The organism is Oceanicaulis sp. HTCC2633, assembly GCF_000152745.1.
In the GTDB taxonomy this organism is placed as follows: domain Bacteria; phylum Pseudomonadota; class Alphaproteobacteria; order Caulobacterales; family Maricaulaceae; genus Oceanicaulis.
Map to the genome: position 1 here is coordinate 2,501 of NZ_CH672428.1, position 11,049 is coordinate 13,549.

Annotated in this window: 12 protein-coding genes, 1 tRNA gene and 2 rRNA genes (1 of these 15 running past the window's edge); 4 read left to right on the top strand and 11 right to left on the bottom strand. The window is 63.4% G+C overall.

Going from position 1 to position 11,049, the window contains the following annotated elements:
* The 3 genes from OA2633_RS00025 to OA2633_RS00035 all read left to right on the top strand — a co-directional run.
* Positions 1–2,737: ribosomal RNA gene (locus OA2633_RS00025) — 23S ribosomal RNA — on the top strand (it extends 50 nt beyond the left edge of the window).
* A gap of 82 nt (positions 2,738–2,819) precedes the next feature.
* A 5S ribosomal RNA gene (gene rrf, locus OA2633_RS00030) occupies positions 2,820–2,934 on the top strand.
* A 125-nt stretch (positions 2,935–3,059) separates the two neighbouring features.
* A tRNA-Met gene (locus OA2633_RS00035) sits at positions 3,060–3,136 on the top strand.
* Here OA2633_RS00035 and OA2633_RS16655 read toward each other — a convergent pair.
* The 11 genes from OA2633_RS16655 to OA2633_RS00090 are packed head-to-tail and all read right to left on the bottom strand — an operon-like array spanning position 3,093 to position 10,459.
* A complete protein-coding gene (locus OA2633_RS16655) occupies positions 3,093–4,742 on the bottom strand; it encodes a recombinase family protein (protein WP_009800408.1) in 1,650 nt (549 codons plus the stop codon). The genes OA2633_RS00035 and OA2633_RS16655 overlap by 44 nt on opposite strands.
* Before the next feature lie 47 nt (positions 4,743–4,789).
* The gene (locus OA2633_RS00050; RefSeq protein ID WP_009800409.1) at positions 4,790–4,987 is read right to left on the bottom strand and encodes a hypothetical protein; all 198 of its coding nucleotides are present in this window, start codon (positions 4,985–4,987) and stop codon (positions 4,790–4,792) included.
* 2 nt (positions 4,988–4,989) lie between these two features.
* Positions 4,990–5,562 carry a DUF4326 domain-containing protein gene (locus OA2633_RS00055; protein ID WP_009800410.1) on the bottom strand — a complete coding sequence of 191 codons (573 nt, stop codon included), beginning with the start codon at positions 5,560–5,562 and terminating at the stop codon, positions 4,990–4,992.
* Entirely contained in the window at positions 5,559–6,032 is a 474-nt protein-coding gene (locus tag OA2633_RS15025) for an HD domain-containing protein (protein ID WP_009800411.1), read from the bottom strand. The genes OA2633_RS00055 and OA2633_RS15025 overlap by 4 nt, the downstream gene beginning before the upstream one ends.
* On the bottom strand, positions 6,029–8,074 hold the full coding sequence (locus OA2633_RS00065; protein WP_009800412.1) for a DNA cytosine methyltransferase: 2,046 nt from the start codon (positions 8,072–8,074) through the stop codon (positions 6,029–6,031). The genes OA2633_RS15025 and OA2633_RS00065 overlap by 4 nt, the downstream gene beginning before the upstream one ends.
* The gene (locus OA2633_RS00070) at positions 8,071–8,664 is read right to left on the bottom strand and encodes a hypothetical protein (RefSeq protein ID WP_009800413.1); all 594 of its coding nucleotides are present in this window, start codon (positions 8,662–8,664) and stop codon (positions 8,071–8,073) included. Before OA2633_RS00070 ends, OA2633_RS00065 begins: the two co-directional genes overlap by 4 nt.
* On the bottom strand, positions 8,661–9,098 hold the full coding sequence (locus OA2633_RS00075) for a hypothetical protein (protein ID WP_009800414.1): 438 nt from the start codon (positions 9,096–9,098) through the stop codon (positions 8,661–8,663). Before OA2633_RS00075 ends, OA2633_RS00070 begins: the two co-directional genes overlap by 4 nt.
* Complete coding sequence (locus OA2633_RS15960) at positions 9,095–9,253, bottom strand: hypothetical protein (RefSeq protein ID WP_009800415.1); 159 nt, start codon at positions 9,251–9,253, stop codon at positions 9,095–9,097. The genes OA2633_RS00075 and OA2633_RS15960 overlap by 4 nt, the downstream gene beginning before the upstream one ends.
* A complete protein-coding gene (locus OA2633_RS15030; RefSeq protein ID WP_009800416.1) occupies positions 9,250–9,756 on the bottom strand; it encodes a LexA family transcriptional regulator in 507 nt (168 codons plus the stop codon). The genes OA2633_RS15960 and OA2633_RS15030 overlap by 4 nt, the downstream gene beginning before the upstream one ends.
* Complete coding sequence (locus OA2633_RS00085) at positions 9,753–10,163, bottom strand: hypothetical protein (protein ID WP_009800417.1); 411 nt, start codon at positions 10,161–10,163, stop codon at positions 9,753–9,755. The genes OA2633_RS15030 and OA2633_RS00085 overlap by 4 nt, the downstream gene beginning before the upstream one ends.
* On the bottom strand, positions 10,163–10,459 hold the full coding sequence (locus OA2633_RS00090) for a hypothetical protein (protein ID WP_009800418.1): 297 nt from the start codon (positions 10,457–10,459) through the stop codon (positions 10,163–10,165). Before OA2633_RS00090 ends, OA2633_RS00085 begins: the two co-directional genes overlap by 1 nt.
* A 226-nt stretch (positions 10,460–10,685) precedes the next feature.
* Between OA2633_RS00090 and OA2633_RS00095 the strand changes: the two genes are divergently transcribed.
* A complete protein-coding gene (locus OA2633_RS00095; RefSeq protein ID WP_009800419.1) occupies positions 10,686–10,970 on the top strand; it encodes a hypothetical protein in 285 nt (94 codons plus the stop codon).
* The last annotated feature ends 79 nt before the right edge of the window (positions 10,971–11,049 follow it).

The following is an 11,049-nucleotide window of genomic DNA, read 5'->3' on the forward strand; positions in this document are numbered from 1 at the left end:
TGAAGGACGTGGCACGCTGCGTTAAGTTCCGGGGAGTTGCGAGCAGACTTTGATCCGGAAATATCCGAATGGGGAAACCCACCTTTACAGACCCTGGCGGTTGTTCGTCTGAGTGATCAGGCGGCCAATCACCAGTGTTTGTGAAAGGTATCTTATTCTGAATACATAGGGATAAGAAGCGAACTCGGGGAACTGAAACATCTAAGTACCCGAAGGAAAGGACATCAATTGAGACTTCCCTAGTAGCGGCGAGCGAACGGGAACCAGGCCAGTGTCTCTTCTTGAGTCAGCGGAACGATCTGGAAAGTTCGGCCATAGCGGGTGATAGCCCCGTACGTTAAAGCGATTGAAGAGACCTCGAGTAGGGCGGGACACGTGAAATCCTGTCTGAACATGGGGGGACCACCCTCCAAGCCTAAGTACTCCTTGCCGACCGATAGCGAACCAGTACCGTGAGGGAAAGGTGAAAAGCACCCCGACGAGGGGAGTGAAACAGACCCTGAAACCGGACGCCTACAAGCAGTCGGAGCCGCCTTGCGCGGTGACGGCGTACCTTTTGTATAATGGGTCAGCGACTTTGTCTCTCGAGCAAGCTTAAGCCGATAGGTGTAGGCGCAGCGAAAGCGAGTCTGAATAGGGCGACGAGTTCGAGGGATAAGACCCGAAACCGAGTGATCTAGCCATGTGCAGGTTGAAGGTGCGGTAACACGCACTGGAGGACCGAACCCACGTCTGTTGAAAAAGACGGGGATGACGTGTGGCTAGGGGTGAAAGGCCAATCAAACTCGGAGATAGCTGGTTCTCCGCGAAATCTATTTAGGTAGAGCGTCTCGTATTACCCTCGGGGGTAGAGCACTGGATGGGCTAGGGGGTCCCAACGACTTACCAAACCTAACCAAACTCCGAATACCGAGGAGTAGAGCGAGGCAGACACACTGCGGGTGCTAAGGTCCGTAGTGGAGAGGGAAACAGCCCTGACCGCCAGCTAAGGTCCCTAAGTTATCACTAAGTGGGAAACGATGTGGGAGTGCTTAGACAACCAGGAGGTTGGCTTAGAAGCAGCCATCCTTTAAAGAAAGCGTAACAGCTCACTGGTCAAGCGCTCCTGCGCGGAAAATGTAACGGGGCTTAAGTGATACACCGAAGCTGCGGACTCGAAAGAGTGGTAGCGGAGCGTTCTGTAAGTCTGTGAAGGTGACCTGCGAGGGTTGCTGGAGATATCAGAAGTGAGAATGCTGACATGAGTAGCGATAAAGAGGGTGAGAGGCCCTCTCGCCGAAAGTCCAAGGGTTCCTGCGCAATGCTAATCAGCGCAGGGTAAGCCGGCCCCTAAGGCGAGGCCGAAAGGCGTAGTCGATGGGAACCAGGTTAATATTCCTGGGCCAGCGGGTAGTGACGGATTGCGGACGTTGTACACTCTTACTGGATTGAGTGTGCAGCCAAGCCGTCCCTGGAAATAGCTCCCGCATTAGACCGTACCCCAAACCGACACAGGTGGACTGGTAGAGCATACCAAGGCGCTTGAGAGAACTCTGTTGAAGGAACTCGGCAAATTACTCCCGTAAGTTCGCGAGAAGGGAGCCTGGCATCAGGCAACTGGTGTCCAGGGGCACAGACCAGGGGGTGGCGACTGTTTATTAAAAACACAGGGCTCTGCGAAGTCGCAAGACGACGTATAGGGTCTGACGCCTGCCCGGTGCCGGAAGGTTAAAAGGAGGGGTGAGAGCTCCGAATTGAAGCCCCGGTAAACGGCGGCCGTAACTATAACGGTCCTAAGGTAGCGAAATTCCTTGTCGGGTAAGTTCCGACCTGCACGAATGGCGTAACGACTTCCCCACTGTCTCCAACAGAGACTCAGCGAAATTGAATTCTCCGTGAAGATGCGGAGTTCCCGCGGTCAGACGGAAAGACCCCGTGCACCTTTACTACAACTTCGCAGTGGCGTTAGTGGCGATATGTGTAGGATAGGCGGGAGGCTTTGAAACCGGAGCGCCAGTTCCGGTGGAGCCATCCTTGAAATACCGCCCTTATCCTCATTGACGTCTAACCGCGGTCCATGAACCTGGATCCGGGACCCTGCGTGGTGGGTAGTTTGACTGGGGCGGTCGCCTCCCAAAGAGTAACGGAGGCGCGCGAAGGTTGGCTCAGAGCGGTCGGAAATCGCTCGTTGAGTGCAATGGCATAAGCCAGCCTGACTGTGAGACTGACAGGTCGAACAGAGTCGAAAGACGGCCATAGTGATCCGGTGGTCCCGCGTGGAAGGGCCATCGCTCAACGGATAAAAGGTACGCCGGGGATAACAGGCTGATGATGCCCAAGAGTCCATATCGACGGCATTGTTTGGCACCTCGATGTCGGCTCATCGCATCCTGGGGCTGGAGCAGGTCCCAAGGGTTTGGCTGTTCGCCAATTAAAGCGGTACGTGAGCTGGGTTTAGAACGTCGTGAGACAGTTCGGTCCCTATCTGCCGTGGGTGTTGGATACTTGAGAGGAGCTGTCCCTAGTACGAGAGGACCGGGATGGACGCACCTCTGGTGGACCTGTTGTTGCGCCAGCAGCATAGCAGGGTAGCTAAGTGCGGAAAGGATAACCGCTGAAAGCATCTAAGCGGGAAGCCCCCCTCAAAACCAGGTATCCCTATCAGAGCCGTGGAAGACCACCACGTTGATAGGCTGGAAGTGGAAGCGCAGCAATGCGTGAAGCGGACCAGTACTAATTGCTCGATCGGCTTGATCCAACAATGCTCATGGGCGGCGATCGCTTCGCCCCATGAAGCCCACAAGTCAGAATGTCTCTACAATATGCATCGGTCTTGCCGACCGGGTGGTTATAGCGAAGGCTCCACACCCGTTCCCATCCCGAACACGGCCGTTAAGACCTTCTGCGCCAATGGTACTATGTCCTAAGGCATGGGAGAGTAGGTCGCCGCCCGGTCCGCTAGACACGATGCAAAAAAAAGTTCTCCGTTTATTTCGTCACCGAGACTGACGTCGTCAGACACAGCACGACGTTTGCTTCTGCAGCCAGATTGTTGTTTAACAATGGTGTTGCAGCCCTGATGCGGGGTGGAGCAGCCCGGTAGCTCGTCAGGCTCATAACCTGAAGGTCGTAGGTTCAAATCCTACCCCCGCACCCATCGAAAGCGGACTCGGTTCGCTGAAGTACAGAAGAGCGGCGAGATCACCCTCCACCTGGAGGTCGATCTCGCCGCTTTTTTTGTTTCTGCACACGGTGATGGACCGGACAAGGTCCCGGATTGCGCCGTTGAGTTCGGCGCGGTGACGATCGGAGATCGTCGCGTGGGCATTGCTGTCGGCGGCGATCAGGGCTTCCAGGTCTTCGACCATTCGGGCATAGCGTGCGGGCGCGCCGGGATGCAGTTCGGTGACGGGCGCATCTTCTTGCAGTTCGGCGAGCTGGATCTCGAGCTGTTTGCGCTCCGCCTCCATCTGGTTGACGCGTTCAAGCGCGCTCTCAGGTGTGTGGCCTTTGGCGAAGGCGTCGATGAGGCGCGTCTCCTGTCCCTTGAGGTCGGAGATCTTCTTCTGCAGGCGCGCGCGATCGCTGGCGTTCGTGCTGGCCAGCTCCCGGCGGCGGCGGCGATAGGCCTCCATGCCCAGCCGGATCGCCTCGGGGCTGAGCAGGCGGGTCTTTGTGGCCGTCAGGACGCGCGCCTCGATCTCTGTGGCGCTGACATAGCCGATCCCCTCGCACACGCTGGCGCCCTGATTCTTGCGCCGTGAGCAGCCATAGCGCGCGGCGCTGGCCCGCCCCTGGATCTGGAGCGGCCCGCCGCAGCATCCGCAGCTCAGAAGCCCGGAGAGGGCGCGGCGCGGGCGCTTGTGTTCGCGTCCGGTGTCAGCGTTGGCGCGCTTCGCCTTGGCCCTGTCGATCGCGTCGCAGAGATCTTCAGGCAGGATGCGCCAGTTCTCCGCCGGACGGCGGACCCACTCGCTTTCGGGATTGGGGACCATGCGGGCCTTGCCGCTGACCGGATCCTTCACCTTGCGCTGGCGGTTCCAGATCTGCTCGCCCCGATACATGGGATTCCACAAGATGCCGTTGAGGCGTTTGGGTTGGCCGAAAATCGTCGAGGTCTGCCAGAGACGCCCGGATGGGCCGGGCACGCCTTGGGCGTTGAGGGCGGCCGCAATGGCCTGGGGCGAGAGCCCGGCGACAAAGTCCTCGCAGATCTGGCGCACGATCGCGGCTTCGTCCGTGTCGATCGCCAGCTCGCCCGGCTCTCCGCCCGGCTTCTTCTGATAGCCATAGGGCGGGGCGGCGGTATGGCGTCCCTCGGCGACCACGCCTTCGAGGCCGCGCCGGGTCTTGTTCGCAAGATCCTTGAGATAGATCTGGCCAATCATGCCACGCATGCCGATCTGCATGATGCCGGCGGCGTCATCGCTGATCTCGCCCGCGTCGGCGGTGATCAGGCGCACGCCGGCGGCGCGCATCTCGCGCGCGATGAGGGCGAGGTCGGCCTGATCGCGGCTGAGCCGGTCAAGGGATTCCACGGCGACGGCGCTGATCTGGCGATGGGCGATGGCCTGGCGCAGGCCGGTGAGGCCGGGGCGGTTGCCCGTGGCGGCGCCCGAAATGGCGGCGTCGGAAAAGACCAGCGCATGGGCGCTGGCGAGGCCCGCCTGATCAAGCGCCCGACGCGCGAGCCGCAACTGGTCCTCGATGGACTGGTCACGCTGCAGATCGCTGGAATAGCGGGCATAGAGGGCGGGCGTCATGATGCGCCTCGCGTCCGCGTGCGGATCCCGTCTCTCATGCTGTGCCCCTAACTCTGTCCTGTCGCGCGAGGGCGCTGGCTGGCGTTGTGATCGCGCTCGGCCAAGTCCTCAAACAAGGCGATGATCATCCGCTTCTCGGCGTCTGACAAGGGTGGGTTGAGCGGGGCGCCCGTCTCCCGCGCACGCGCCGCCCCCCGCACGGGGGTGCGGCGGCGGGTGGCGGGGGTGATTGGGGCGCGGCTCATGATCAGGCCGTCCGCCAGGGCAGGGCCGTGTTGATGTCCCGGCCATTGGCGATGGCGAGCAACACGTCCGCATGACAGGGCAGGTGCGAGGGGCAGAAACAGGCGAGGTTCAGGCCGGGCAGTTCGGTGCGGACGCGATCGCTCTGCTTCTCGCCCTCATAAGAGTCCAGAATCCAGATTGCAAAGGCCTCGACCAGCAAGGCGTGACGCTCTCGCTGCGGATCTCCATTGGCCCATCGCGTGATCTTCGCTCCATAGAAGGGGGCTTCAAACCCAAAGGCGCTGGCGGGGTCCGAGAACACATTCCCGAACGGGCCGGGGCGGGTGACGGCGCGCGCCGCGCGATTGTTAAGCGCCGTGCTCGCCGCCTGCAGGTTCCAGCCCCTGGTGCGACAGAGTTTGAGGCGCACCGGATTGTGGCCCTGGCCCTCGATGGACGGGGCGGGCGTCCAGACCGGGGCGTCATCGGGGCCGTCAAAGCTGACCGCGCCGAGGCCATGATCGGCCATGGCGTGCGCCTCGGCGATGGCGAGGTCATCGGGGCGGATGAAGTGTTGGCGGGTCCAGCGGGTCATGCGCGCGCTCTCGCAAAGGCGTTGTCGCGCAGGGCTTGATAGTCGTTGTAATACCGCTGGCAGCGGACAATCTGGTCCCACGTCGGGTTCTTGAAGCGCGTCACGTCCGAGTTGTGATAGGCGTCCGCCATCTTGACGATGCGGGTCACCGGCGTGGCGGCGCAACGCGCCAGATACTGGCTGCGGGAGCAGTCGGGCGATTTGCTCAGGATCCCGACCAGCCAGGCGATGTGGTCACCGAAAGCATGGTCCACGTCTTCCAGCGTCGCAGCCGTGTCCTCGACCACGTCATGGAGCAGGCCTGCGGTGAAGGCATATCCAATCAGGGACGGGGAGCAGCCTTCAACGGCAGCGATGCCGGCGGCGAAGCTGGCGACCGCGATGCAGTGCTCAACATAGGGCGCGCCCGCCTTGTCGGTCTGTCCGGCATGATGGCGACGGGCGAACTGATAGGCTGTTTCTCGGTTCATTCCGCAGCGACCGCGAACAGCGGCCCCTCCTGTTCAGGGGTGGACGGGGTGAGGTCGCGCAGCTCGACATTGGCGCGGACCAGCGCCTCGGCGAGGGGCGGGCAGACCGAGTTGCCTGCGCTGCGCACCTGGACCGATTTCGTGAAGCGCACGCCCTCGGCGTCGCGGTCGATCTCATAGCTGTCGGGGAAGCCCTGCGCGCGATAGAGCTCGCGCGGGGTGAGCATGCGCATGCCGATATCGTGGATGAGCATGGGCTGGCCTTGGACGGTGCACGTCACAAGGCTGAAGCGGTCGCGCGTGGTGACGGTATGGCAAGGCTCGGCCAGATGCTGGCCGTCGCCGGTGCCGTAGTATTTGCCCATGAAGGCGGCGACCATGGAGAGGTTGCCGCCCTGGGCGGTGAGCGTGCTGGCGGGATCGGTGATGGCGCGCATGCGCCGGTCGCTGCCCTTCATGGTCAGCATGAAGGTTCCGACAATCGCCTGCTGGCTGGCCGTGGTGGTCAGCGTGCTGAGGGGCTGGTCCGCCGGGCGCCCGGCATGGCTCTCCATGTTCGCCCCGCCATTGTGCTGGGCCATGAAGGCGGCGACGAGGCTCAACCCTGCGCCGCCCGCCGTAACTGTATGGGTCGGCTCGTTCGCTGCGGTGAAGGGCTTGCCCGCATTGCGCATGGTCATGATGTGCGGCGCGACGTGAGCGACCTGCAGCGCGTCCGGTTGGGCGGGGTGTTTGTACAGGAAGGTGACATTGTCTTCCTCGCCGCAGTCCGGGCATTCGGCGGTAACGAGTCCTCCCGACACATATCCGTGCTTGTCATGGAAGACCTCGCCGCATTCACCGCAGCCATAGCGGTTCGGCTTTCCTTCGGGGTGTGGGATCAGATACGCCGCCGCCACCCCCAGCGGCGCCGCGCCGCCGGGGCGGATGATGTGGCTGTTGGCGGTGACGGTGGGCAGGGGCGCGTCGATCTTGCAGCCGAGGCTGTTGGCCCGGAACTTCATCACCGTCGGCGCGATGATGACATTCTGATCCTTCGTGCTGGCGCAGATGGTGTGCAGCGGATCGGTGGCGCTGCGATTGCCGCCGCCCTGCTGGGCATAGCTGACATAGGGGGGGATCAGGGCGTGCGCGTCGCGCGCCGCGGTGACCGTGCGGAAGGGTTCGCCCAGCCCCCAGCCGCGCTGATGATCGCCGCCATGATTGAGCGTGACGATGAAGGGCTCGGCCTCATCGATGACATAGCGTTTCACGCCGCGGGCGATGCGGGCCTCGGTCTTTTCCGCCAGCGGACGGATCAGCCGCACGCCCGTGCGCTTGTAATAGTCCTGCGCCTGTTCCTTCGTGAGGAAGATCGAGGGCAGGGGCAGGGACCAGTCGATGATCGAGGCGGCGGTAAGCCAGGGCAGCTTGCGGCCCGCGATGACGTCAGGATCCTCGGGCGCGCCATGGCTGGGCTCTGGCCAGACAATGGGCTCGCCGTCGCGGCGGGCGATGACGAAGAGGCGCTTTCGGATGGTCGGTGCGCCATAGTCGCAGGCGCGCAGCTCGCGGTGTTCGAGCTTGTAACCGAGCCGCCGCAGCTGGCCCGCCCATTGGTCAAAGGTCTGGCCGCGTCGCTCGGGGCAGGGCTTGCCGTCGGGACTGACCGGGCCCCAATGGCGGAACTCCTCGACATTCTCGAGGATGATCACCCGGGGGCGGGCGCGCCGCGCCCAGAGGACTACGGTCCAGGCCAGATCGCGGATATTGCGTTTGACCGGGCGTCCGCCCTTGGCCTTCGAGAAATGCTTGCAGTCCGGGCTGGCCCAGAGCAGGCCGACCGGGCCGAAGCGGCGCACCACATCATCGGGATCCACATTCCAGATATTGGAATTGAAGTGATAGGTGTCCGGATGGTTCACCCCATGCATGCGGATGGCGTCGGGGTCGTGATTGATCGCCACATCCGGATGCCGCCCGAGGGCCAGAAAGATGCCCATGCTGGCGCCGCCCGCGCCAGCGAAACAGTCGGCGATGATTTCGCGGGTGTGGTGGGTCATTTGCGACCCTTCCACTTGTCCGCATTCCGAGACGCGGGTGCGGTCGAGTTCGTGTGGCAGTGCGCTAGACACTCCCTGATATGTGCTTCGACGGTCCCGCGATTCAGTGCGGGTTTCATTCCGGGAGCGTCGATGATCTCTACGGTTACCGAGCCGGGGTGTCTTTTTGTCTGGGGTGATGCGGGGGTCGCTTTGCAGGCGTCCTCGATGAGCGCGGCAAGGCGGCGGACGGGCTCTCCGGTTTCTCCGGGCGGAGCGATGCAGGCTTCCCGGCGGGCGTGTTCGAGCAGGCTGCGCGCCGTCTCCGGCGCGAGACAGAGCGGGACCCTGTCCGGCGTCTCGCCGAAATGAACGGTCGCGCCAATGCGGGTCTGCAACACGACGCCGCAATGAAAGCATTGCAGGGGCGCGCGATGATGGTTCTCGGTGTAGCTGTCATCCGCGCTCATGAGGATTTCGACCGCATCGCGCAGGGCTTGCCAGCTGATGTGGCGCCGCAGCTCGCCCATGATCGCCGCGCGTAGCTGGCGCTCGTTGAGGGTCTGTGGATCCGCGCCTTTAGGCGGGTAGGGGTTGGGGGCGTCGGTCATGCGGCGGCTCCCGTAGGGGCGACCAGCCTGCAGCGCGCGCCTTTGAGATATTCGCCGAAGGTGAGGTCTGACAGCGCGTCCGCGATGTCCAGATAATGGCCATACTTGGCGCAGCTGTGGGACTTGCCTGAAACGTGGGTTGTGAAGCCCTGAAAGGTCACGGCATACAGGCGCCACGGATCAGCGATGGACTTGAGGTGTTCGGCGAGCGCCTTCCGGCCAGCATCGGTGACATGGAACACGACGACACCGCCGCCTATCGAACCTCTTTCCCAATGAGGGGAAGCGGCGAACTCAGTCACGCGCTGGCTGTCAGCGTTGAGGGCGTAATAATCCCGATAGGTGTCCGCCATGGGATCGACCGGGCGTCCGAGCGCGTGGTCGATATGGTCAAACCCAGCGTTCTTCAGAGTGCGATTGACGGTCGGGGTCATTTGCGCCCCCGCTTGTCACGGAGAGCCAGCCAACCGCTGATCGTCACACCCGCGACGGTTCCGAGTACGGCGACGATCGCGAAGAGGGCGCAAAAGACAGCGACTGCGGCAAGGCAGACGGCCAGCGCCCAGAGCATGAGATCAAGCGGGCTCATGCGCGCCCCCGCGGATCCACAGCGTGCGCGCGAATGGCGGACGTGATCTCTGCGCCCATCGCCGCAGCCGCCATCGCATCCTCAAGGCGGACGGGGACCTCGGTCGGGGCGGCTGTCCCGTCCCAGCCATCGCGCGCGCGCCCGCTGATGCTCAGCGCGGTGTGGCGCGTATAGCGCCCGGCCTCGGCCAGCACGCGGGTATAGCCCGCCCGATCCGGACGCCACCATGAACCGTAGATCACTGACCAGATCAGCCATTGCGCCTCGAGCTCCTCGGGGCGGCGCAGGATGCGGATGGCGCGGGCGAAGTTGGGCAGGCGTTGTATCCAGCCGCGCTGTTCGAGCGCGTCCATGATGCGAGCGACGCCGCTTTTCGAGCCGAGGCCAATCTCGTCCGCGATCTCCTGAAAACTGGGCGTGACCCCGGTGCTGTCGATTGCGGCGATCAGCGCGTCCAGCACCTGGCGCTGGCGGGGGGTGAGGGCGAAGGGCGTATCGCTCATGACTTACCCCCGAGTAGGCTGTCATCCACCCGGCCCGACGTCGCTGCCGCGCGCCAGGCGCGCAAGGTGCGCTCCCCGGCGGGGGTGGCGTAATACTGGACCGAGGCGCCATCATCGATCGTGCCCGCGCACTTCATCAGCCCGGCGCGGACCAGGGCGGAGATCTCCGGCCCCGGCCCGGTCTTGTGATTGGGCAGGGTCAGGATATTGCCCCGGCCATAGCCGCCTTGCGCCGCGAACAGCGGGTCGCGGATGCAGCGCGCCAGAGCGGCGAGCTGGTCGAGGGTGAGACGGCGCGGGCTGGCGGCGTCATCATCAGGTAGGGGGATGATGGGACCGGGTTGGCGGGCCTTGATGTAGGGCAGGGCATCCTCGAAGCCATTCGCAGAAGCCTTGGGCGTCTCCATTACACCGCCTCCAGCTTGCTGACGGGCTGGGTGATGAAAGACCCGGCCCCGGCATAGCCGGGCGCGACCATCAGGCGCGCGCGGGCGGGTTCGCCGGGGCGGGTGGTGAAGCGCAGCACATAGCCGCGGCGCGTGCGCCCGGCACTGGTGAAGGCGACCAGCTGTTTGAGGCGGATGGAATTGACCTCGACCACGCGGCCCCATTGGCCCTCGCGGATCGTCTCGCCCGGAAGGCTGGGCGGCGGACATGCGTTCTCATTCGCTGCGCGCTGCAGCGTTACGACCTGATGCGTCATGGGTTGCTCCCGTATCCCTCTGTCCCGGCCTGCGGGCGGAGCGCGAGGTGGCATCGCGCTCCGCCCCATGGCTGTGTTCCGGGTGTGAGGGGGAGGGCCCGGAACAAGGGGAAGCATTTCGCGAAAACTCGCGAGTGTCAACAATAATCGCGAGAACTCGCGGATGCGCCTTGCTGCGCAAGCACTACACTGGAGCGAATTGGCACACTCAAAAGGGGAATTTCACATGAAGGTTTGGGGCATTCTGGCCGTGATCATCGGCGTTGCGCTGATTCTCTATGCCTACGGCGCGCCGAGCGCTCCCGATTATGCGCGGACCGTCAATTATGAAATGATGCTGATGAAGACCCTGCACGCCATAGCCGGTGCGGGCTGTCTGGCGGCGGGCGCCATATGGACGGCGGTCGGGGTGGTGCTGGACCGCCTGCCGCCGGTTGCGGCGACGCCGGACGCGGAGGCGGCGCAGGCCAGGGCCGATCTTCCGTTCAACCGTATCGACAGCGAAAGCTAAAGCCGCGCCTGCGCCTTGCGCACCACGGCGACCATGGGCATGGCGCGCCGGATCTTCATATTCTGGCGCATGGGCGAGC